At 42.9% G+C, this 24,438-nt stretch carries 17 protein-coding genes; 6 read left to right on the top strand and 11 right to left on the bottom strand.

Annotated elements, in window-relative coordinates; all coding sequences use genetic code 11:
* Nucleotides 1-139: 139 nt before the first annotated feature.
* Together sbcB and GPLA_RS05425 are read left to right on the top strand one after the other, a co-directional pair.
* Nucleotides 140-1,570 (top strand): exodeoxyribonuclease I, encoded by a 1,431-nt coding sequence (sbcB, locus tag GPLA_RS05430; protein WP_007103849.1) that lies wholly within the window; start codon nucleotides 140-142, stop codon nucleotides 1,568-1,570.
* Between the two features lie 150 nt (nucleotides 1,571-1,720).
* Complete coding sequence (locus GPLA_RS05425) at nucleotides 1,721-3,379, top strand: DUF342 domain-containing protein (RefSeq protein ID WP_007103848.1); 1,659 nt, start codon at nucleotides 1,721-1,723, stop codon at nucleotides 3,377-3,379.
* Nucleotides 3,380-3,528: 149 nt separating this feature from the next.
* Here GPLA_RS05425 and GPLA_RS05420 read toward each other — a convergent pair whose 3' ends face one another.
* Nucleotides 3,529-3,708: a hypothetical protein gene (locus tag GPLA_RS05420; protein WP_007103846.1), complete on the bottom strand. Its 180-nt coding sequence runs from the start codon at nucleotides 3,706-3,708 to the stop codon at nucleotides 3,529-3,531.
* Nucleotides 3,709-3,843: 135 nt separating this feature from the next.
* Entirely contained in the window at nucleotides 3,844-4,716 is an 873-nt protein-coding gene (locus tag GPLA_RS05415) for an NAD(P)-dependent oxidoreductase (RefSeq protein WP_007103845.1), read from the bottom strand.
* Nucleotides 4,717-4,784: 68 nt separating this feature from the next.
* Between GPLA_RS05415 and GPLA_RS05410 the strand changes: the two genes are divergently transcribed.
* Nucleotides 4,785-5,279: a glutathione peroxidase gene (locus GPLA_RS05410; protein ID WP_007103844.1), complete on the top strand. Its 495-nt coding sequence runs from the start codon at nucleotides 4,785-4,787 to the stop codon at nucleotides 5,277-5,279.
* Nucleotides 5,280-5,311: 32 nt separating this feature from the next.
* Here GPLA_RS05410 and GPLA_RS05405 read toward each other — a convergent pair whose 3' ends face one another.
* The 3 genes from GPLA_RS05405 to GPLA_RS05395 all read right to left on the bottom strand — a co-directional run bounded on the left by GPLA_RS05405 (nucleotide 5,312) and on the right by GPLA_RS05395 (nucleotide 8,346).
* Nucleotides 5,312-6,070: a methyltransferase domain-containing protein gene (locus tag GPLA_RS05405; protein ID WP_007103843.1), complete on the bottom strand. Its 759-nt coding sequence runs from the start codon at nucleotides 6,068-6,070 to the stop codon at nucleotides 5,312-5,314.
* A 45-nt stretch (nucleotides 6,071-6,115) separates the two neighbouring features.
* On the bottom strand, nucleotides 6,116-6,880 hold the full coding sequence (locus GPLA_RS05400; RefSeq protein ID WP_007103842.1) for a Nif3-like dinuclear metal center hexameric protein: 765 nt from the start codon (nucleotides 6,878-6,880) through the stop codon (nucleotides 6,116-6,118).
* Between the two features lie 152 nt (nucleotides 6,881-7,032).
* Nucleotides 7,033-8,346 carry a cryptochrome/photolyase family protein gene (locus tag GPLA_RS05395; RefSeq protein ID WP_007103841.1) on the bottom strand — a complete coding sequence of 438 codons (1,314 nt, stop codon included), beginning with the start codon at nucleotides 8,344-8,346 and terminating at the stop codon, nucleotides 7,033-7,035.
* Between the two features lie 282 nt (nucleotides 8,347-8,628).
* Here GPLA_RS05395 and GPLA_RS05390 point away from each other — a divergent pair, with 282 nt between their 5' ends.
* Entirely contained in the window at nucleotides 8,629-10,488 is a 1,860-nt protein-coding gene (locus GPLA_RS05390) for a M2 family metallopeptidase (RefSeq protein WP_007103839.1), read from the top strand.
* A 77-nt stretch (nucleotides 10,489-10,565) separates the two neighbouring features.
* On the opposite strand, the gene GPLA_RS23110 is transcribed toward GPLA_RS05390, so the two are convergent.
* The 4 genes from GPLA_RS23110 to GPLA_RS05365 all read right to left on the bottom strand — a co-directional run bounded on the left by GPLA_RS23110 (nucleotide 10,566) and on the right by GPLA_RS05365 (nucleotide 18,587).
* Nucleotides 10,566-11,794 (bottom strand): IS3 family transposase gene (locus GPLA_RS23110; RefSeq protein WP_407636143.1). Its coding sequence is split into 2 segments (ribosomal slippage): nucleotides 10,566-11,443 and nucleotides 11,443-11,794, totalling 1,230 coding nucleotides; the frame shifts between segments, so codons are not numbered across the junction.
* A 98-nt stretch (nucleotides 11,795-11,892) separates the two neighbouring features.
* A complete protein-coding gene (locus GPLA_RS05375; RefSeq protein ID WP_007103836.1) occupies nucleotides 11,893-14,472 on the bottom strand; it encodes a TonB-dependent receptor plug domain-containing protein in 2,580 nt (859 codons plus the stop codon).
* A 366-nt stretch (nucleotides 14,473-14,838) separates the two neighbouring features.
* A complete protein-coding gene (sohB, locus tag GPLA_RS05370; RefSeq protein ID WP_007103835.1) occupies nucleotides 14,839-15,873 on the bottom strand; it encodes a protease SohB in 1,035 nt (344 codons plus the stop codon).
* 98 nt (nucleotides 15,874-15,971) lie between these two features.
* Complete coding sequence (locus GPLA_RS05365; protein ID WP_007103834.1) at nucleotides 15,972-18,587, bottom strand: VolA/Pla-1 family phospholipase; 2,616 nt, start codon at nucleotides 18,585-18,587, stop codon at nucleotides 15,972-15,974.
* 257 nt (nucleotides 18,588-18,844) lie between these two features.
* On the opposite strand from GPLA_RS05365, the gene GPLA_RS05360 reads away from it, so the two are divergent.
* Nucleotides 18,845-19,588, top strand: coding sequence for a YciK family oxidoreductase (locus GPLA_RS05360; RefSeq protein ID WP_007103833.1), 744 nt, complete (start codon nucleotides 18,845-18,847; stop codon nucleotides 19,586-19,588).
* A 109-nt stretch (nucleotides 19,589-19,697) separates the two neighbouring features.
* Here the strand turns inward: GPLA_RS05360 and glnS are convergent, their stop codons facing one another.
* Entirely contained in the window at nucleotides 19,698-21,374 is a 1,677-nt protein-coding gene (glnS, locus tag GPLA_RS05355; RefSeq protein WP_007103832.1) for a glutamine--tRNA ligase, read from the bottom strand.
* Nucleotides 21,375-21,647: 273 nt separating this feature from the next.
* Here glnS and GPLA_RS05350 point away from each other — a divergent pair, with 273 nt between their 5' ends.
* The gene (locus tag GPLA_RS05350; RefSeq protein WP_007103831.1) at nucleotides 21,648-22,670 is read left to right on the top strand and encodes a LacI family DNA-binding transcriptional regulator; all 1,023 of its coding nucleotides are present in this window, start codon (nucleotides 21,648-21,650) and stop codon (nucleotides 22,668-22,670) included.
* Between the two features lie 18 nt (nucleotides 22,671-22,688).
* Here the strand turns inward: GPLA_RS05350 and GPLA_RS05345 are convergent, their stop codons facing one another.
* The gene (locus GPLA_RS05345) at nucleotides 22,689-24,419 is read right to left on the bottom strand and encodes an alpha-amylase family glycosyl hydrolase (RefSeq protein ID WP_007103830.1); all 1,731 of its coding nucleotides are present in this window, start codon (nucleotides 24,417-24,419) and stop codon (nucleotides 22,689-22,691) included.
* Nucleotides 24,420-24,438: the final 19 nt, after the last annotated feature.

Below are 24,438 nucleotides of genomic sequence, written 5' to 3'. Positions count from 1 at the left end.
TACAACTTTAGTCTGCACAGATTAAATAAACGCCATGTTCCGTTTGATTGCTGATTAATGCGTCAAATCGTTGGATTAATTTGAGTTTGCAACGTAATTCTGTTCAGATCTCAAGACAATTAAAACGTTAAGGAACGCTGTGTCTTCTCCCTCTATTTTTTGGCACGATTATGAAACATGGGGCGTCAATCCGCAAAAAGACCCAGCGTGTCAGTTTGCCGGTATTCGTACCGATCTTGATTTAAATATCATTTCCAAACCTTTAATGATTTTTAATCAAATACCCAATGATTACTTGCCTAATCCTCAAGCCTGTTTGATTACCGGCATCACTCCCCAGCGTAGTTTACGAGATGGCATGATCGAGCCAGAATTCATCGCTAAAATTCATCACGAGTTTAGCCAGCCTAATACCTGTGTGGCGGGTTACAACAATATTCGTTTTGATGATGAAGTGACGCGCTACGCACTGTATCGTAATTTTTATGACCCTTATGCGCGGGAATGGCGAAATGGGAATAGTCGATGGGATATTATCGATGTGGTACGTGCGTGTTATGCACTGCGTCCTGATGGCATTGAATGGCCTTTAAAAGAAGATGGCAGCCCTAGCTTTAAACTAGAAGATTTAAGTCAGGCAAACAATATCGAACACAGTGCGGCCCACGATGCGATGTCCGATGTGTACGCGACCATAGGCTTAGCCAAACTGGTAAAAACGGTACAGCCAAAATTGTACGATTACTTGTTTAATTTACGCCTTAAAAAGAATGTCATTGCGCTGTTTGATCTCAATAACCACACGCCTTTGGTGCATATTTCGTCAAAATTACCTGCGTTGCATGGATGTTGTACCTGGATTGCGCCGATTGCTCAGCATCCAATCAATAAAAACGCCTATATCGTAGTGAATTTAGCCCTCGATATTCGACCTTTATTGTCGTTAACTGTCGATGAAATCATTGCCAAGTTATACACCCCAAGCAATATGCTTGAGGAAGGGGAACAGCGCTTACCCATTAAACTTATCCATGTTAATAAAAGCCCTGTACTCGCTCCTGCTAAATCATTAAGTGAGGACAATGCAGAACGTCTTGGTATCAACCGCGCAACCTGCTTGCAAAATCTACAATTATTAAAGCAACATCCAGAGCTGGTTGAAAAGCTCATCACCGTGCACAGTGAAAATAAACCAAAGGCTGAGCACGAAGCCGATCATGCTTTGTATTCCGGCGCGTTTTTCAGCCCGAGAGATCGGGACTTGATGAATCAAGTTATCGGATGCAGTCCTGCGCAATTAGCGGATTTAACCTTGCCGTTTGAAGATCCTAGACTCGACACCCTATTGTTTTATTATAAGGCGCGAAATTTCCCCACCACCTTGAATGAACTAGAATTGCAGCGCTGGCAAAACCATCGTAAATTCCGTTTACTTGACGAAGGTTCGCCGTCGAATATAACAATGTCAGATTATATGCAGTCGTTAGAATTGCTTTCACAAGAGCATCAAACAAATAACGACAAGTTAGCCATACTTAAAGCCTTATATAGATACGCTGAACAGCTTTAATGTGCTGAGCAAGCGAGGTAGAGTAAAGTTTAATCATACTATTTTGTGTATGGTCGATAACAAATCAGTTAGCTGTTAATGATTAGCTCGAAGTCATGGCTTAAGGTTAATGTTGAACTAGTTAGATATTTAAAACGTTAGGTGGTGAGAATGGAAGGAATAACCTTACAGGTTGATGAGTCGGATACGCACCTCAGTGTACAAATTAGACCTGCAGAGTTGCAAAGTAAACTTGATATAAAATCATTGCATAACATGCTGAAAAATAGTGAATTTGCAGATTTTTATATTAGCGATGATGCCATTCTTACGCTGCTGTCCAATTTGCAAAAATCCATAAAAAGTGAGTCTGACGAGCCCGTAATGGAACGGGTTGGCGAGCGTCGCCAAAACAGTGTTAAATGTAAACTTGAGGACGGTAAGTTAAGTGCAACGATGACGATAACCAAAGGTTATGGTGCCCCGGCATTAACGGTGCAATCCCTTATCGCCGATGCAAAAGACAATAAAATTATGCGGGGGCTGAGCAGTAAAAGAGTATATGCCTTGCATGAAACCTTTCAGGTGGCTAACTCTGGGGAGACTGTTTCAGCCGTAATTGCCAAAGGCCTGCCAGCAAAAACAGGTCGCTCATCTAAATTACAACCGTTAGTGCAAAATGCCTTAGAACGTATCTTACGTCCGCAAACCGCCAACCATGGGCGCGTAGATATGCGTAACCTAGGAGATATTATTTGCGTTAAAGTTGGTAGCGAATTACTTCGTCGTTTACCCCCATCCAACGGACGAGCCGGCTACACGGTGACAGGTGAAATAATCAAACCTAAAGCTGGAGAGTGGTTAACCTTGCGTCCAGGAGATGGCACGGCAATAAGTGAAAAAGATGAGAATCTCTTAATCGCTGAAATATCAGGTATGCCTAAATTTAAAGATCAAAAAATGTGGGTCGACGACACCTATATATGCAAAGGCGTAAACGTGGGAACTGGCAACGTCAACTATAATGGCGCAGTGTTGGTTAACGGTGACATAACTGAGAAAATGGAAATTATTGCCACTGGCGATGTCACGGTAAACGGTTTTGTTGAGTCTGCCACCATCCATGCTGGCGGTGATATCATTATCACAGAGGGGGCTATGGGTAAGGTGAATGATGCGGGAACACAATACAGCACTGTGCTGCGCGCCAAAGGCAGTATTCATATTCAACATGGTCAAGGCTTAGATATAAAATGTGATGGTGGTGTGACAATTGGGCGCCAATTGGCTTTCAGTAAAGTCGTTTGTCGTAAAGAAATGTATGTCGGTCCGGTAGACAAACCCAACGGAAATTTGTTTGCTTGCAGCATATTCAGCCAAAACAGAGTGCAAGCAGGCACATTTGGGGCGGTGTCTGGCAGTAACCTAACAATCGATTTCAGTGAAGGTTTCAATACCCTACTAGCCCGTAAGGACTCGTTAGACGAACTAGTCAGGCAGATACGGCAAAACTGCAGTCGTCATCAAGACCGTATGAAAATAATCCACAGTAAATTCATACCCGATGATCTGCGCGGTAAAGTTAATGCCGCGCAAGAAATGTTTGAAAATGAAAATCAATTAATGCAGTGGCTCGAGCAAAAAGCCGTCGAACTCGCCGCAAATAAAGACGATTACCAACAGCGCATTATGATCATGGCAAACAAGCGGATTTACCCTGGAGTGGTGGTTAAATTAAACAATCGCACATGGCGTGCCGAGCGGGAGTTTTCAAAAGCAAATGTCAGTTTTCATGGCCATCAGTGGAACTGTGAACCTGTTACGACGTAATGCCTGCTTCTTTAACGGTTGTCCCGTCCTAGCATAAAGCACGGCGCCATGGCCGCGTCGTGCTTTATTTCTGTCGCTTAGCATTTTCAATTGACGCTTTAAGTGCCGCAACCTGAGCGTCACAGGATTTTTTGCGTTTTCCGGTCATTTCAGAGCAACTTTTTATTTTTTGTCGGTTTCGTTTTAAATATCCCATCAACAACAGCAGATACCGCGCAACCAGGCGCACCATCACAGGTATCAGGCGCAGGATCATGATAGCCATATGGGGTAGTGCATGCCGTTAATATGCAACTAACAGAAACGACAAATAGTAATTTCACGTTCATTTAGGGACCTCATTTTACCATCAAGCCTGATCAGCTTATGGTAGACGATAAATCGACACTTTATTCAAATATAAAATATCCACGTAAGAAGAGTAGTTCAATATATTGCACATTAATTCCTCCTATTCAATCGTTCTAGGAATGATGTAAACGCGCTAACAAGCTGGATGTATCAAAGCGATTTCCACCTTGACGTTGCACATCAGCATAAAACTGATCGACCAAAGCCGTTAGTGCCAGCGTACTGCCGTTTTTTCGGGCTTCATCCAGGGCAATACCTAAATCTTTACGCATCCAGTCAACAGCAAAACCAAAATCGTATTGGCCTTTTAGCATGGTAGACGAGCGGTTTTCCATTTGCCAAGACTGGGCTGCTCCTTGTGAAATAACATCTATTACCGCTGAGCAATCCAATCCGGCATTTTGTCCAAAATGCAATGCTTCCGCTAACCCTTGAACGACACCAGCAATACAAATTTGATTCATCATTTTAGCCAACTGTCCGCTGCCTACCGGCCCGAGCAATTGACTAAACTTAGCGTATGCGTCGATAATCGGCTGAACTCGAACGTAACTCGCCTGCTGGCCGCCTAGCATAACGGTAAGCTGCCCCTTTTCAGCACCGGCTTGCCCACCTGAGACTGGGGCATCGAGAAAGTCGATTTCTTTTGCTTGACACAACTCAGCCAATTCTCTCGCTACGTTTGCTGACGCAGTCGTATGATCTACGATAATAGCGCCGTTTTTGGCACAGGCGAGTATCCCCCGCTCACCTAATATTACTGAGCGTAAATCGTCATCGTTACCCACACAAATAAATATAATGTCGGCGTTTTTAACTGCAGATCCAGGCGTTTGGGCCATTTCGCCTTGATAGGAAGTCATCCAACTCTGTGCTTTTGATTGTGTACGGTTGTATACCGTGACATTGTGACCCGCATTGGCGAGATGGCCAGCCATTGGGAAACCCATGACGCCGAGTCCGATAAAGGCTACATTTATTGTCATTATGATGCTTTAAACCCTTGATAGTTTGCGTAAAAATGCCACTATATTACATCCATCAGTAAACCGGAATGAATCCGTTGAATAACATTTATCAATTTGCCGCAAAGCATAACAATGGCCATGGTCTTTCACTTGATATCTATCACGGTAAAGTTTTATTGATCGTCAATACAGCAAGTCAATGTGGGTTTACCCCTCAATATTCGGGTTTGCAAACGCTGCAAGACAAATTTAATGCCAAGGGATTTGAAGTGCTGGCATTTCCTTGTGACCAATTTGGTCATCAAGAGCCAGATGACGATGAACAAATAGCGCAATTTTGTGCCAATAAATTTGCAACCAGCTTCCCGCTTTTCGCTAAAGTAGAAGTCAATGGTATCAATGCCCATCCGCTATTTATGTATCTCAAAAAGCATGCTCCGGGCGTATTTGGCACAACGCGTATTAAGTGGAATTTCACAAAATTTCTGGTTGATAATCAGGGTAATGTAATTAAACGTTATTCACCTAAAACTAAACCCGCACAAATCGAAGGTGATATTTCAGCGTTGCTACCTGCCTGATAAAGCAACACTTGTTCACGAGTACCTGCTTATTAGGCTACTCTGCGCATCAATATATGAAAGTATTTACCCAACCACATAAAAGGTTCTTTAGTGCCGAAGGTCATTTCGGCCTCTTTTAGTTGCTCATAATGCGTTTGCTGCATGTCCGGATGTTTTAGATAATCATGAAAGCAGCGAATACCTGCCATAGAGATCACTGTTACGTTTTGTTGATTTATAAAATCTAATACGACCTTGGGCTGCAGAGGTTTATCGGGGCTCAATCTAACTTGATTTTTGACCTTCATACCTTGACGTACATAATCAAAATTACCGTATAATAAATTTCCCATCAATTGGGCATCTTTATTAAAGAAGGTAAGAGAAAAGTAACCACCGACCTTGGTCATAGCAATTAATTTTTGAATGTTTGTGTACGGATCATGTAACCACTCAAGTACCGCATGACACACAACTAAATCATATTGCTTGTGAGCTAACCCAAGAATATCACTAAGCACTAACGTTAACGTGTTGCTGTTTTGACATTTTTGTCTAGCGATCTCTAAAGTTTCATTAGAAATATCACTTAACGTCACATCCAAGCCCTTATCAAGTAGGACAAGGGACATTTCACCTGTGCCCCCTCCTGCATCAAGTGCTGAATTCAGCGTACTAAAATCAATGTTACGATTGAGATGATAAAGTAATAACTCATGGCGTAAACGACCTTTGCTCGTGCCATAAATATTCTTTTCAAATTTGTTAGCGATAGCATCAAAATTTTGATCATTTTTATCACTACACATAATACATACCTGCTAATGGGCGCGAATGCGCCATCTCAATGAAAGCTATGCTGGGTTGGGGATGTCGACGAACTCGACGACTAGCGAATCGAGCTTAGTCAAATGCTCTGCGATGGCTTTTGCACCATAGCGTTCAGTCGCATGGTGGCCAGCACTGTAGAAATGAATATTCATTTCTCGTGCCGTATGTATGGTCTGCTCTGACACTTCCCCAGTGATAAAGGCGTCAATCCCAAGCTGGGCGACTGCTTCTAAGTAACCCTGTCCCCCACCAGTACACCAAGCGACTGATTTAATAAGTTGGCTGTTAACGTTTTCATGTAACGGTGCTCTAGCTAACAATGAATTTAGTTTGTTAGATAATTCGCTCGGTGAAAGTGCGGGTTCAAATTCTCCCTGCATGACGATACCTTCAGGCCCTGAATTGACACCTAGCGATTTTATTTTAGAGACACCGAGTAACTTTCCTAGCTGGGCGTTATTGCCAAGCTCCTCATGGACGTCCAAAGGTAAGTGATATGCATAAAGGTTAATATCGTGTTTTAACAACGCAGCGATGCGCTTTTTTTTCATCCCACTGATATTGGCGCTTTCACCTTTCCAAAAAAAGCCATGATGAACAAAAATCGCGTCAGCACCGAGTTCGATTGCTCGGTCAATCAGAGCTTGGGAAGCGGTCACACCACAAACAACTTTTCTCACGTCCGACTTGCCCTCAATTTGTAAACCATTTGGACAAAAGTCGGTGACGCGCTCTGGAAGCAATAAACTGTCTAAATATGCCAGCAAACGTAGATTATTCATGCTCATTGTGTAGGTACCTGTTTTTACGCAACGTTAAACCTAATATGAGGCACGGCACGTTTTCATTATAAATTTTCGCGCCATTATAAAGTAATTGTTTCACAGTAACAGCGTTGAAAGATGTCAATAAATATACCGAAAACGCCCAATACACACGATTAATTCAACGCCGCTAGAAATCCTTTAAATTGTTGCTTTGTCCGAGCTACAGATGCCTTGTGGTCAACGATTGGGAGGTAGTAACCTAACTTTTGCACATCACAGGACTTACTGGGTTCATGGATCTGCTTATGGGATAAGTTGTGAAGTTGGGGCAACCACGTTTTGATAAACACGCCTTGGGGATCAAATCTCTGACTTTGAGTCGTCGGATTAAAAATCCGAAAATAAGGCGCAGCGTCAGTACCCACAGAGGCACTCCATTGCCAACCTCCATTGTTTGATGCGTAATCACCATCAATAAGCTGACTCATAAAGTATTTTTCAGCCCATTGCCACGGCAACATTAAATGCTTGCAGTAAAAACTCGCCACTATCATACGTAATCGGTTATGCATCCATCCTGTCTCTTTCAGCGCAATCATTGCCGCATCTACTATTGGATAACCTGTTTTCCCGTCTCGCCAAGCGCTAAAGTGAGCTTGATTAGTTTCCCACTTAAAATGTTGATAGTGTTTTTGGAAAGGCAACCCTCTACTCACATGAGGAAAGTGATACATCACGTAGCGATAAAAGTCTCGCCAAGCAATTTCTTTCACCCAAGTGTGAGCACCATGTTCGGGCGTAAGCGCTTCTTCACCATGGGCTTGCAACACATGATATAAGCATTGCTTCGGGCTTAGGGCGCCAATAGACAGGTAAGGTGATATTTTACTCGTCCCATCGATAGATGGAATATCACGATTTTTGGGGTAATCAGGAGCAAGTTCAATAATAAATGCATTCATCTTTTTAATGATTACGGGATCAGTTGCAGGCCAGGATAACGAAATATCATTATCTGTACCTTTATTGGCATCATTTTTCGTTAAATCCTCGGCTGAAACTTCCACTTTGGGCTTAATAAAGCCAGTTGAGCGGGCCTTATTCCTATCAGGTACACTCGGCAATTGCCTAGATACAGCGTCTAACCAACGTTTAAAATAGGGCGTGAACACCTTGTAAGGTTCATTTTTTAAGTTAAAGATATCCGTTGGTTTTACCAAGCAAGTGTCGTGAAACAGGGCAAAGGACACGTCTATTTCCTTGAGAGTGCTTTTAACCGCTTTATCTCGTTGACGTTCGTCCCACTCGTATTCTGCGTTGCTATATACATGAGTTATGTCTTCCTCGCTGCACAATTGGCTAATTTTCTCAGGTAGAGCAGAATATTCCGTGCTCTGAAATATCTGAAGCGTGATGTTACGTTTGAGTAAATCTTTGTGTAAAAACGCCAAGCGTTGATGTATCAAATTAATTTTACTCTTAGCCAAATTAAATTGAGCCCACTGCGCAGGAGTTAATAAAAAATGCAGCAATGACCTTTTCATGATTCACCACTGCGTAATCAATAGCAGCGTGCCAATTGCTTCTTAGATCACTTCTTAACCATACTAATGCGCTCACATTCGCTCCTTTTAGGCATCATTCAAAAAATGTTAACCCTGCGTGTACGAAAATCGGCTCAACAACGATCACAAAATAATGGGGAATTCTGAATTTGTAATTAACTGGGTATACTCACCCAGCATAATAAAAATACTCATGAGGGAAACATGCAACAACACAAATATAAGCGCAAAAATACACTTAATTTGATAACCGCGGCGATCCTAGGTATATCGCTAATGGGCTGTACCGACAACAGCACGGCTACAAGCAATCATGCTAAACAAATAGAGAAAAAACCGTTTAACGCAGCGGATGCAAAAACGTTTATCGAAACCACCCAAATTGAATTAACGAAATTAAGCCAGCCAGCAGCACAAGCCGCTTGGGCTTATCAAACCTATATTAATCAAGATACTGCTGCCGTTTCAGCGTATTTATCCGAAAAATACACTAGTAAAGCGTCAGAGCTTGCTAAACGTGCAGCTGACTTTAACGACGTCGAAGTAGACATTGATACACGCAGAAAACTTGACTTACTGCGCAATGGTTTAGTGCTCCCTGCCCCAAGCGATCCTGTTAAATCACAACGACTAGCCCAAATTACGTCGGAGCTAGAAGGTATGTACGGAGCTGGTAAATACTGTCGCACTGAAAAAGACTGTCTTCGCTTAACCGACATGAACAATATTATGGCCAATGAACGAGACCCTGCTGTTCTACTCGATATATGGAAAGGCTGGCGAGAAGTATCTCCTCCGATGAAAGCGCTTTACCAAGAAGAAGTGACGTTGGCAAATCAAGGCGCTGAAGAATTAGGTTTTAAAGATATTAGTCAATTATGGCGCGGCGGGTATGATATGCCCGCTGACGATTTCGCCATTGAGCTAGATAGACTTTGGACGCAAATAAAACCGTTTTATGATGCACTTCACTGCCATGTTAGAGCTGAGTTGGGTGAAGAGTACGGCACAGATATTGTTCCTCAAGACCAACCTATCCCAGCACACCTCCTCGGTAACATGTGGGCACAAAGTTGGGGCAACATTTATGACATTGTTAAACCTGAAGAGCCATTAGACGTTATCGATGTAACAGCTGCGTTGGCCGAAAAGCAATATGATGAAATGAAGATGGTTAAACAAGCTGAATCGTTTTTCTCTTCCCTTGGTTTCGCGCCTCTACCAGACACCTTTTGGGAACGCTCCATGTTCAGCCAACCGGCGGAGCGTGATGTCGTCTGTCACGCTTCAGCATGGGATATTGATGAGCAAGATGATCTACGTATCAAAATGTGCATACAGCTAACAGGTGAAGAATTCTCTGTAATACATCATGAGCTTGGCCATAACTATTACCAACGCGCCTATAAAGAGCTACCCATGCTCTATCGCGGCTCAGCGAACGACGGCTTCCATGAAGCGATTGGCGATACGATTGCCCTGTCTATCACCCCTAAATATTTAAAAGAAATTGGTCTAGTCAACACAATACCTGATGAGTCAAATGACATCGGTATGCTGTTAAAACTAGCCTTGGATAAAATCGCATTTATCCCGTTCGGCTTGCTGGTTGATCAGTGGCGCTGGAAAGTATTTTCAGGTGAAGTCACGCCTGAAAACTACAACACTGCATGGTGGGAGTTGCGGGAAAAATATCAGGGTGTAATGGCGCCAGTTGAGCGCTCAAGCGACGCGTTTGACCCAGGTGCGAAATATCATGTACCGAGCAACACACCATACACACGTTATTTCTTAGCCCATGTACTGCAATTTCAATTTCATAAACAACTGTGCGAACTAGCAGGTAATGAAGAACCAATTCATCGTTGCTCTATTTATGGCAGTGAAAAAGCCGGCAAAGCCTTGAACGAGATGCTAGAAATGGGCAAGAGCCAACCTTGGCAGAAAGCATTAGCATCGCTTACCGGTAGCGAGAAAATGGACGCCACGGCCGTTTTAGATTACTTTGCGCCTCTGAAGGACTGGTTGGATACACAGAATAAAGGTCGTCAGTGTGGTTGGTAGTTTCTTACCTCATTATAAAATTTTGATATTAAGTCAAAAAAGATAACACTGTCCCGTCCTAGAATAAGTTGACGGTTTTAAGCCAGCATTTTTTGCTGGCTTTTTATTATATGCACTTCTTTAGGTGTTTTCATATCTAAACTCAAGTGCGGCCTCATTTCGTTGTAAGTACTTATCGATTCTCTGACCAATATTTGTAGCTCATCAAGTGTATTGCATTGATAGAGTAAGAACTCTTGCTTAAGTATTCCGTTTATTCTTTCAGCTAGTGCATTTTGATAGCAATCATATCCATCTGTCATCGACGGTCTAATCTTATTGGTCTCAAGGACTGATTGATATAATGCTGAACAGTATTGCAATCCTCGGTCAGAATGGTGAATTGCATCATGCTCGTAGTGTCTATTGGTAATCGCCATATTCAGCACCTTAACGACATCTGTCGCCTTCATTTCATTACTTAAGTGGTAACCCACTATCTTGCGCGAGAAAGCATCTGTCACTAATGATAAATAATGAACACCTTCATTTGATTGCACATAGGTTATATCGCTGACGAAGACCTCTTCAGGTTTCGTAGGTGTTTTATCTTTGAGTAAGTTAGGATGTTTTTTCATCCAATGCTTGCTGAATGTGGTTTTGATGTAACTCTTCTTGGTCTTCACCAACAAGCCTTCACGGCGCAGATAAGTGAACAGTCCGTCTCTGCCTAACTTAATGTCGTGCTCCACTAATTTCGGCTTGATGAGTTGATATAATTTTCGTGTACCCACTTGTGGCATGTATTGGCGCCAATACATGACCCACTCTTTAATAGGGCTTAAGGTTTCTCGTTTAACTTCCATTCTTGATATCGATTGATAAACCGATTGTCGAAAAAGGCCGAACAGCCGACACGCAGGCGCTAAGCTTATTTCGTTTTTTTGCTTAGCTTTCCAGACGTATCGGATAAGTACTTTTTTCTTAGGCCCGCTCCATACTCTTTGTCCATGATATCAACCATGCCATTAAGGACTTGGTTTATTAACTTTTCATCCTGGAATTCACGCTCTAAGCACTTAATTTTTTGGGCGGGTGTTTCTTTTGATTTAGGCATAAGGGGATGCCGAAATGGCTTCGACCAGTCTAATTTACCAAGTTTTCTGAGCCACACTAAAACCGTACTTCGTCCTTGTATACCAACGTGCTTTTGAGCTTGCTTATAGGTGAATTCGCCTTTTTCTACTAGCGCTACAACACTTAATTTAAAGCCTAACGTGTAATCTCGCTGTGAGCGTCTAGCGCTTTTATTATTTGATGCTTCCATAAAGAAGTCCTCTTTATGTCAACGTATTTCAGGATGGGACACACTCAAAAAAAAAGCCTTGTCAGTGACAAGGCTTTTTCGTTCATATAGTCTCAATATTAAAAAGAATAAACACCACGAACGTAGTAGAAACCACCGTTTATACCAATAGGCGACGTAGTTGGGTATTGTGAGCCTGCAACTTCTGTATCGTATAACACATTGTCATCAGGTCGTTGATCAAATAAGTTTTTCGCACCCGCAACAAGATTTAGATTATCCGAGACGTTGTAACCCACTTCCAAATCGAAGGTGAACTCAGAGCCAACCGACATAGGTAACGCTGAATCCAAGTGATCTTCATAAATACTGCCAGCATAGTTAAGACGACCTAATACTTTCCAGTCACCGTTGTTATGTGTTGACGTAAAGCTATAACGTACAGCTGGTAAGTTATTCTCTAACATACGTACGCGGAACGATGAAATATTATCAGACGCGCGGTCAACAACTGTGGATGTCCAGTTATACGTTAAAGCGAACTTAGTATCACCACCAAGCATTTCCATGCCGTAGTTAGCAACTAAATCAACACCTTCAGTGGTCGTATCAAAATCGTTAGTAAAGTAACTTACTTCACTGAAACTAGATGCATCACTAACACCGTTTGCTAACAAAGTAGCAATATCTTCGGCCGTTAATGCAATACCAGACGTCGTACTAATACGGTCTGTTACTTCGATGTTATAGTAATCAGCCGTTACAAACAGACCATTATCAAACTCAGCGACAAAGCCTGCGCTAATACTGGTAGATTCTTCTGGCTCTAGAGGAGTCGCCCCTTTTTGTACGGCAATTGGATCAGTCGGAGGCAGAGTTGCTCTGTCAATTAACTTACCATCTGTACCAAAAGCAGTGGTAACGTTGCGAACCGTTGTCTGGCCAATAGTCGGTGCTTTGAATCCTGTGCTGTATGCACCGCGAAGTGCAAAGCTTTCTGTTAACTGCCAGCGAGCAGCTATCTTGCCTTTCGTTGTATCACCAAAGTCTGAGAAATCTTCGTAGCGCACTGCTGCTGTTAATAAGAAATCTTCAGTTAGATTTAATTCACCATCTAGATACAAGGCGATGTTATGGCGTGATGTTTCATCTTGGCTGCGATTAGACAGACCAGGGAAACCATTTGAGCCAATGCCAAAACCTTGTGAGGCTAACGGTCCAATTTCATATGATGCAACATCACCCGCACGGCCTTCATAGGTTTCATGACGATATTGGAAACCACCGGCTAGATATAACGGAGAGTCAAAACCAATTTCAATCGGTTTAGCCAAATCAATATCTAAGGTCTGCTCAGACTGCGTATAGGTACCAGGTTTAAATGAAGTCGGTGATTCTGGACCAAGCGATGGGTTAATTGTGTTGTTGATTGCAAATTCGACTTCATTTTGACCGAAGTTTAAGCTCACATCATAAAATAATTCATTCTTAAGGGTACCTTTTGTCCCTACTACCAATGATGCATCATTTACGGTACCGCCAAAACGCGGGGTAAACCCACCTGGCAGCATTTCGTTGAACGCAAAACAATCAGGGTTGTTCGCCACTTCTGCAATATAACGTGGGTTATCCAGAACGTTATCACCCACTAGAATCGGGTTACCATTTGCTAATGTTGGGCAATTCGCACTTAGATCGGCAGTTAGATCGGCAACAAGTAATGTTTGGTTGTCGTTTTCGTCAAGTCCACCATCAAAGACTCCGCCTCGATTATGTGGATTACGATAGTAAAAACCGCCATCTATTTCGCGCTCGGCGTAGTTACCGAACATATAAGCTTCGCGGTCATTACCAAGATCAAGTCCGAAGTTACCAAAAAATTTAAAATCACTCTTAACTTCAGGACTTCCCCATATTTGGGCTGGATTTTCAATGAAGGTGTTACCCGCATCTGCTAAAGCGCCTGCATCGTCACGTTGCACACTGCGACTGGTTGCATCAGACTCGCGATACTCTACGGTCAAATTAGCAAAGCCGTCTTTTGTCAATGGCAGACCAACGTTGGCAGACATTTGTACTGAATCGCCATCTCCTTCGTAATAAGAGCCATACAACATTTCAACGGAACCGCCATCAGCATCGTCTTTTAACGCGAAGTTAATTACACCGGCTATGGCATCTGAACCGTATTGAGCAGCAGCGCCGTCACGCAATACTTCAATTTGTTTTAATGCACTGGCGGGAATAGTGGAAATATCTGGGCCCTGTGCACCATCAGATAGACCACCACCTAAGAAGGTGATCACGGCCGAACGATGTCGACGCTTACCGTTAACTAAAACTAACGTGTGATCTGAAGCTAATCCACGCAAGTTTGCCGGGCGAACCAATGACGAGGCGTCGTTGATGGGTTGATCGTTCACGTTAAAAGACGGAACAGCCGTTTGCATCATGGATACCATGTCGGTAGAGCCTTGACTCTTGAAATCTTCTGCAGAAATGATATCGATTGGTACCGCTGAATCTCCAATTGAACGAGGTGCTGCGCGACTCCCTACAATCGCAATTTTTTCGACATCTGCGCTGTCGTCTTTTGTCTGTTGTGCATAAACGGGGCTTATCGCAGTTACTGCTACTGCAGCAGACGTAGCGATAACGTAGCGAATACTTTTAGTTAATTTGTTTAGTGACGTGTTCATTTTTTATCCAACTTTATTATGTTTTATTGCTGCGTGTCAGTTTCTTATTATTCTTAGTTCAGCAGACGCTGAGTGACATTACACGTGTTGATAATTCAGTAAAAACTGATTGTTTGTAGTGAATTACATATTATTTATAACGATAAAAAGTTGAACTTACAAACACATTAAATGGTCATATCGGAGCCACATGAACTAACAGAGATATCGATGCGTTTTATCGACTTAAACAGCGAAAAAACGATGAAAAAATAAATTTGACAGGATTTTATATAACCAACATTTATACAGCTGTTTTCATTGGCTAAAAAAATACCGACTCAAAGTCGGTATTTTTAATAAAAAAGTAAACTTTCGTCTAATTGTTTATTTCCCTATGACTTGGGTCTTACTCCACAGGCTCATTAGCGTTTTCGCCACACCACTGCTAATCGAGATACCAAATTTCTCCGCAAGGTTTTTCTTTACCGCATATTTGACTGAATAAATCTGTTTGTCATTATTCGCGCTGAGCAAAAAATCATCTGACGTTTGAATATGATCGACCAGTCCTAGCTCAAGGGCTTTGCTCCCGTACCAATATTCTCCCGTTGCAACTGTGTCTATCGCTAACCCAGGACGATGTTCTTGCACAAAGCCCTTAAACATTTGATGAACATCTTCCAATTCATTTCTGAATTTTTCGCGCCCTTCATCGCTGTTTTCACCAAACATAGTCAACGTGCGTTTAAACTGCCCAGCGGTATGTTGTTCAAATTCGATATCGTTTTTCTTCAATAATTTATTAAAGTTTGGGATTTGTGCTATGACACCGATTGAACCAATAATTGCAAATTTAGCCGCCAATACTTTGTCGGCTACGCAAGCCATCATATAGCCCCCACTGGCAGCCACTTTATCAACTGAAATAGTCAACGGAATATCTTTGTCTTTAAGGCGTTGTAATTGCGATGCTGCAAGTCCATAACCATGCACCACACCACCACCACTTTCTAAACGTAGCAACACTTCGTCCTTTGGTTTTGCGATGCAAATGATGGCGGTAACTTCTTCACGTAAGTTTTCCACTTCATGGGCATCCATAGAGCCATCAAAGTCAATAACATACAGATTACCTTTTGCTTCTTCCTGCGGTTTATTCTTTGCTTCTTTTTTAGCCGCTTTATCTGTTTTTTTCTGTTCCTTGTTCTTCTTTTTTAACTCATCCTTGGTGCAAATAAGGTGATTAACACTGTCTTTAATATCATCTAAGCGATCTGATATTGAATCAATTTCAAGATTACCTTTGGGTTGCTTTTGTTTGCTAATGAGGCCGACGACACCGCCAACTACCAATAAGATCGCAACGACTATGGTTACTGCTTTGGCTATAAATAGCCCGTATTCATACAAAAATTCCAATTCTATCTGCTCCTTAATAACTGACTTAAGCGATATTGGGTCAAATTCGCAAAAAAAAAGCTAGGCACAGCCTAGCTTTTAAAGTTTATATCGTGTTTTTAGTTAGCAACAATTGACTCTTCGCCAATAACAACACGCTTACCGTTAGATTTAAAAAACTCAACAGCTTCATTTTGCATTTCTGTGGTCGCCGCTAAACTCGGCGTAGGGCGAAACAACGATTGATGTTCACCTGCCTTGAAATGAACGACTGCTTTTTGCGGCGTATCACTTTCAATAGTCGATGATACTTGGCTTAATCCCATCACTTGAGACAACGCGATACCACCTGATAAAGGCAGTGACGTCACAACAGGGTTCACCTGATCAGTTAGAGCTAAGCTACCATCATCATTCGTACCACCACCAACCACAAGCTGCATGAGTGTAGGCGTATTTGCACTTAAACGTGGTCCATAATTAATAGGGTCGCCTGCGTCCAATATGGTTTGGGCAGCAAACGTAAACTGACTAAAGGTCGCAGCAATTTCAGCACGCTGAGCATCATCAATTGCAGCATCAAACGCTATATAGGCAGGACGAATAGCAGCTTCGAGTGCCAATGAATTTTCAGCGGCATATTGTGCCAAAAACCCAGCAAAGTCTTGTGAAGATGCAGCTAACAATGACCCCTTAATTAATGGACCAAAATCCGCTGATTCAAATAAGAAATTAGCTATGCCACCTGATGGCACATTCAACACGGCCGAATCTATTTGGTACATATCACTAAAGGGTGCGAAATCCCCCTCAAACTGTGTATTGGCATTCGCCACTGTATTGATACCAGAAATAGCTCCTAAGCTTTGCGCGATAAAGTGCACATTAGAAGTATCCAAATCAACCATTCCGGTGGTGTCATTAATGGCATTCAAGGCAAGGCGCAAACCTAACGTATCGGTACCGCTTTGGCGCAAATTGTCCCGTGCAGTCAAAAGGCTCGCCAAGTTCATATAATCCGTGGGTGAATGAGTGGATGCATTCACAATCGTGCCATCTTCTAAGGTAAATCCGCGAGCACCATGTAGTGGATGATCAATGGCAACCGACGCAAAACCAGCCAAGGAAAGCGCGGCAGAGATTGCTAATGCGTTCTCTTTAGAGCCCGTAATACCATGTTGAACTATGACTACAGGCCAACCGCTAGCAGGTTTCGCCTGCGTCGGAATGACACCTCCGGTAGCCGCTGACAACATAGCGATAACTGACTCATCTGGGATCGTAAACTGTACGCCTAGTGTTTCGGTTCCAGCTTCGTTATATGCGGTAGTCTCATCATCAACATTGGTACCTTGCGCTACAGGTAATGGATTGAATTTAGTAAGATTGCGCGGGTCGTCTATGCCTAAAGACGACAAATCTAAATCGCGTAATCGCCCATCAGATGCCAATTGACATAGGGCATCATTTGGACCAAGTGCTTCAGCTTGTATTAACGCGCCTACGGTTTCAGCACCCATCAACTGCAAGGTTGCTCCACTGGTACAAGCAGCACGCCACCAATCACCTAACGGATCTGTCGTACTTAAATAATAAGGTAATTTAACTTCGCCTTCTACTCGCTTAGCAGCGCAGAAGGGACCTGCCGTTTCAAACGTTTCAGTGGCGACAGCATTTAACGGTGAAGTACTATCCATGACGGCAGATACCAACCCAGCACAAGTATTTAAACCAACAGCCTCTAACTGAGCTAGTTCGGTCGCTGATAATAAAGACGGGGCCAAAAATTCAAATGCGTTAGGCACGTCTGCGGTCGATGTATTCAACTGAGGCAAATAGGCACGAGCAACAGTAGCAGAAGCAGCTAAATCGCCACCAGTGGCTGCCATGGCTGCACCAAACGCTGTGGCATAACCTGCGATCTGTAATTGTTTAACTGAGTCCATAACCGTGCCAGCTGATACGGTAGAGAAATAAGCGGCGTAAGAAATCGCATCGCGTTCAATGCCTGATGGAATAACGATATCAACTAAACTATTAACCAAGCCCTGTAGTTGCAATTGCTCATCGGTTGAGAGCGGCAAAGTACGGATATCCTGGCGAGCAAGCTCCCAAGAGCTAGACCCTTTTACGCTCTTTCCATCGGTATCAAGTAACGAGTCGGTGATCACCAACATATGACCTTGACTAGAGGCTAATGGCTTAAGCGGGATAACGGTGATTGAGCCTGAGCCGTCGGTATAAGATGCGACATAATCAACACCATAAATCAGTTCATCGCCCAACTCACAGGGTATACCTGGGGCAGGTGAAGCGGCAGCAATAGCTTGGCAAGTTGCAGAAGTTCCTTCAAGTGCTTGGGTAGCTTGAAATAATTTAATAGAAGAACCGTTGACGCTGGTTGCATCAATGTCAAGCCCGGTCGGAAGCGTCACATTTACAGCGAAAGGATTCTGTGTCGACCACCCATCTAGCGCACTTAACGCATGTTGTGGATTAGCGCCGTCAAATACTTCGTCACCTTCAGTATTAAGAGTGAAATCGAAAAAATTACCACTGGGTAACATGACTAAATCGTTGGGTAAGTTCAAAGTGCTAGTAGCAGGGTCAAAAACCACTCGCGCGAATGGCTTTTCAACGGGTGTGTTTGTTTCTTTGTCTGCTACGGAATCGCCACTACAGCCTGTTAGCCCTAGTACAGCTGTAATACTCGCACTAAGCAAAAGTTTCTTCATTGTATTTCCCTACCTCTTTATTATTTGAATGGCTAAGCATGTCATTGAAATCAATCTCATCTATGCATGTTTATCAACAGAATAAATAACATGTTAGACCAGTTGTCTATACGCCATCTTATTGAGTTTGATATTGATTTGCAAAGGTTTGTTAATCACATGTAACTAAAAATAATCCAGTCTTCCAAGACTATTTCGGTAGGATATTTTCACATCTAAATGATAAAATCAGTAAAATTTATCCGAATTAGTTGAATATGCTCAATTTTCAAGCAAAAGCTGGTCTTTTAGCGTCAAAAACAATACTGGTTACTGGCGCGGGCGATGGCATAGGTAAAGAAGCTGCACTGCAATATGCCCAATACGGTGCCACCGTCATTTTATTAGGCAAAACCGTCAGTAAGCTGGAAGCCGTTTACGATAAAATAATAGCTGACGGCGGAAGGGAGCCCGCTATTGTTCCCTTAGACTTAATGGGCGCGACACCACAGCACTACCGTGACATGGCCAGTACTATTGATAATCAGTTTTCAGGTCTGGATGGTGTACTGCATAATGCGAGCGTTTTAGGTCACCTAGAGCCGTTTCAACAAATCAGTGAAGATGACTGGCATAAAGTGATGCAGGTCAACGTGAACAGTCAGTTTTTTATGACCCAAGCCTTGATACCCATTCTCAAAAAATCGCCTTGTGCATCTCTGTTATTCACAACGTCAAGCGTCGGTTTGAAAGGTCGTGCTTATTGGGGCAGTTACGCCATCTCCAAGTTCGCTACGCAAGGTATGATGGAAGTCATCGCGGATGAAAATGAGAACACTTCCATACGCGCGAATTGCATTAATCCTGGTGGTACCCGCACTAATATGCGTGCCCAAGCATTTCCTGCAGAAGATCCCAACCTGTTGAAAACACCTCATGATATTATGCCCTTATACTTGTATTTGATGAGTGATGAAAGCAAGCATGAATCGGGGAAAACGTTTCACGCTCAACCTAAGTAGTCTTTTAAACTCCTGTTTATTACATTAGGCGTGGTATAACCCTCATACAAAAAGGCCCCCATCATATATCCTATGATAGGGGCTTTTTCTTGCCAACAATGGCTAAGATTTAGTCGGCTATTTTAGCCCACGTATCCCGTAATCCAACGGTGCGATTAAACACCAATTTGCTGTCGCTACTGTCTTTGTCAAAACAGAAATAGCCCGTACGCTCAAACTGATAGGGCAAAATATCATCCGCTGAAGTAGTGACTTTGCCTAAACTTGGCTCAACCCACCCTTGCATAATCTTCAACGAATCTGGGTTGATACAAGCAGCAAAGTCGTCCTCTGCAGCAGGGTTAGCCACATTGAAAAGGCTATCATATAAACGAATTTCAGCGGCTTTGGCATGCTTGGCCGATACCCAATGGATAACACCTTTTACTTTGCGTCCATCAGCTGGATCTTTGCCAAGAGTATCAGCATCGTATTCACAAAAAATTGTCGTCACATTACCCTGTTCGTCTTTTTCGACACGCTGGGCTTTAATGACGTAGGCATTGCGTAAACGAACTTCTTTGCCTAATACTAAGCGTTTAAATTTTTTGTTGGCTTCTTCACGAAAATCCTCAGCTTCGATATAGATTTCGTTGCTAAAGGGCACCTCACGACTCCCCATTTCAGGGCGGTTCGGATGATTAGGCGCATCCAGTAACTCGACCTTATCTTGGGGGTAGTTTTCAATAACCAGCTTAACTGGTTCAAGTACGGCCATTGCACGAGGAGCATTTTCATTTAACTCGTCACGAAGTGGCGCTTCAAGCATGCCCATCTCTACCATGTTATCCATTTTGGTGACACCAATACGCTTACAAAACTCTCGAATGGACGCAGCGGTGAAACCTCGGCGGCGAAGTCCAGCAATCGTCGGCATGCGTGGGTCGTCCCAGCCGCTCACGTGTTGTTCTTCAACTAACTGAATCAGCTTACGTTTACTCAAAACCGTATATTCAAGGTTCAAGCGTGAAAATTCATACTGACGTGGAACCACATCAATGGTGATATTTTCCAATACCCAGTCATATAAACGACGGTTATCTTGAAATTCTAAGGTACACAGAGAATGCGTTATGCCCTCGATGGCATCTGAAATACAATGCGTAAAATCATACATCGGATAGATGCACCATTTATCCGCAGTTTGATGGTGGTGTGCAAACTTCACACGATACAAAGCGGGATCACGCATACACATGAATGGCGAAGCCATATCAATTTTGGCCCGCAATAAACATTCACCTTCTTTGTATTCGCCTTCGGTCATCTTTGCAAATTGAGCAAGGTTTTCTTCTATAGAGGTGTCGCGATATGGACTGTTTGTACCTGGACGGGTCAAAGTACCACGCATTTCTCGTACTTGTTCCTGATTAGAAAAGTCAACGTAAGCGAGGCCTTTTCCTATCAACTCAATTGCATAAGCATGTAATTGATCAAAATAGTTAGACGAATATCGTTCATCACCCTGCCAATCGAATCCCAGCCATTTAACGTCAGTTTTGATCGCATTAACGTAATCAATGTCTTCTTTATCTGGATTGGTGTCGTCAAAACGCAAGTTACACTGACCCTGATAATCTTGGGCGATACCAAAGTTTAAACAAATAGACTTAGCATGACCTATGTGTAAATAACCATTTGGCTCTGGTGGAAAACGTGTGTGGACCTGTGAATGCAAACCAGCTTGTAAATCTTTATCGATGATTTGACGAATGAAATTGGTCGGACGACTCTCGGTCTCGGCCATTAATTATTACCCCTAACGCTAGCACTTTGAAAACAGCGAATATTATACCAGTATTCCCTCTCGGCAAAGCCCTTTTATTCACAATCAATGTAAAGCTTTTTAGGGAATCAAGAGCGAATTATCTAATTTAAAATATAACAAATCAGTAACTTAACTTACTCACTAAAAATGAATAGTGGCAAATTTAATTGCGGATTTCACCGTCTGCCTAGTGTATAACTCGTATTAATAAATGGCATATCCTTCTTATGTTGTCGAATAAGGTTTTAGGTAATGAAAGAGAAAGCTACATCGTTTGACATTGCCCATCAGGCGGGCGTGTCGCAATCAACGGTGTCACGAGCACTTCGTAATAGTCCGTTGGTAAACAAAGAGACCCGGGAAAAAGTTCAGGCTATCGCCCGTGAACTTAACTATAAGGTTGATAAAAACGCCAGCAACCTACGTCGGCAGCACAGTAAGACACTCGCATTATTGTTATTCGAGGATCCTACGTCAGACAATTCTCTTATTAATCCGTTTTTTTTATCCATGCTCGGCAGTATTACCCGTGCTTCCGCCAAAGCAGGTTATGACTTACTCATATCATTTCAGAACTTAAGCGACGATTGGCACGCTGAATACGAAGATTCCAATAAAGCCGACGGCATCATACTGCTTGGATACGGTGATTATACGGAATACCGCACTAAGCTTAGTCAATTAGAAGCACAGCATACCCATTTCGTGCGATGGGGAGCGTTAGATGATGAGCACCCTGGGGTATCCATTGGATGTGACAATTTTCAAGGCGGGTTTGATGTCACTCAACACTTGCTCACCTTGGGTCATAAAAAATTTGCCTTTATCGGCGGTGCAGACACTCGCTCCCCTGAATTTTTCGCCCGTTTTCAAGGTCATCGAAAAGCACTAGAGTTGGCAGGTATTGCAGGGGAAGCCGTTCAACAAGATGCAATTTCCACCGAAGACTCGGGCTATAGTGCAACACTAACCTTGTTACAAAATCAGCCAGACATTGACGCTATCGCCTGTGCCAGCGATTTAATTGCCATCGGGGTGTTACGTGCCCTGCGCGATAGTAATATCACTATACCTGAAGAGATTGCAGTGGTTGGGTTTGATAATGTGCCGGTGGCGAGTTTCGCTACACCTGCCCTAACAACTGTAAAACAAGACACCATTTTAGCCGGTGAAATATTAGTCGATAGTTTACTGAAATTAATTGCCGGAGAAAAAGTAGAGCATTACTTAATGCCGGTCGATTTGGTGGTGCGCCAATCTTGCGGAGCCAAATAATGGCTCCGGGTTTCGCTATTACTTAAATGCCATCAATTGAGTCAATTCATTTAACATTGCCTGACTGGTTATACGTCCTTCACGCACCCACACGTTTACACTATGCCCATCAACAACGTTGACTAATGTTCCCCCCTCTTTAATCACTTGGCTTTTATTGCCGTAGCGTTGCTCTTTCCACTGCCCTTTCTCTAAATATTTGGCTACCGAGAAACGATAAGCGGAATCGCCTTTATTAAGCAGCACCAGCGCGGTTTGGGCGATCTCGCCTTGCTCTATCACGCGATAAAATGCGGCGTGATCGCCGTCAAAATCCAAATTCACCTGTAAACCGTTTTGTAAGGCAGGTAACGCTTTTCTAAGGTTAGCGATTGCAGCTAATTGTGCATGAATAGGATGTTGCTTCGCTAGATTGATATTGTCTTGTCCCAGATAGTTGCGGTTACCTTGATGTTCCGCTTTACCACGCATGAAGCCCATTTCTGAACCTTGGTAGACCACTGGAATACCGCGACTGGTAAAAAGCCAATTATTGGCGTCAATAAATCCATTATCTGATGCATCCATTCTAGGCATATCGTGGTTGTCGTAAAAGGTAGTGAGTTCGTATGGATTTGCGTAGGGACCATGGGTTAAATGTAAATATGAAAGTAACTCAGCATAATCGCTCTGGGGGGACTGAAAGACACCGGTAATCGCTTTTTGTCCCGGAAAATCTAATACGCTGATCCCGCCATTTTTTGCTAACGTGTGCTGCGCAATGAAATTAGCATTGTAATCATAACTTTCTGCGAACATGAAAAAATCAGGATGTTCGGCGCGTACGCGTGCTGCCATTTCTTGCCAAAAATGATGGGGGACATGTTTAATCGTATCAATACGGAACGCGTCAGCGCCTTGATCGATCCAATATAAATATGAATTAATTAAATAATCTCTAAGACCTTTATTTCCTTCATTTAAATTGGATAATTGCATGATGTCTGGCGTGTTGTGGTAGAAGCGCTGTAAGGGTTGCGTTATATCCAGTTGTTCCGGTGGCAGATTCTGGTGATCAGCAACCAATTGGTTATTTTGATCATACAGTTGGCCGAATTTAGGTTGTACAGTAGGCATACTAAAAGAAGGAGAACCGTGATTGGCCACCACGTCGAATACCGTTTTAAGTCCGTAATCTTGACGCATTTTATCCGTGTAGTTTTTGTAAGTTAGACCGACTGACGGATAATGCTCATCTATTTTATAAAAATTTGACGCCCAGTACCCATGATAAGCCGCTTTCCCGCCGTCTTTAAATGCTCCGCCAAATCCTATAGATTCACCACCCGAAAACTGTTGATCTGGATTATCAACTATTGGCGTTAGCCACACAGCAGTAAAGCCTAAATCACGGATATACTCAGCGTTATTTAAAACCCCTCTTAAATCACCACCTAAATAGCCCACATTCGCGGTCTCACCATTGTCGCCAAATAGGGGTAAATCGAAACTAGGTAAACTGCCGCCCTGCTCTGGATAATTGTTACTTTTATCACCATCGACAAAACGATCTGTCATAACAAAATAAACCGCCTCTTTCACGAATGGATTGTCGGTTCCGTAAAATTGAAGTGGGTTAATATCTTGGACATGCTCACTATCAATACTGTTTGAACGACTACAGGACGTGAGAGTTAGGACAACAGATATCGCGATGGCACATAGCGCCGCCTGGCCAATAGAGTGTGAGTGAGTATGTTGCACTTTCATAAGGGATAATGTTCCGTTC

This window comes from Paraglaciecola polaris LMG 21857, assembly GCF_000315055.1.
Taxonomy (GTDB): Bacteria; Pseudomonadota; Gammaproteobacteria; order Enterobacterales; family Alteromonadaceae; genus Paraglaciecola; species Paraglaciecola polaris.
This window is presented reverse-complemented; position numbering and strand designations above follow the sequence as displayed.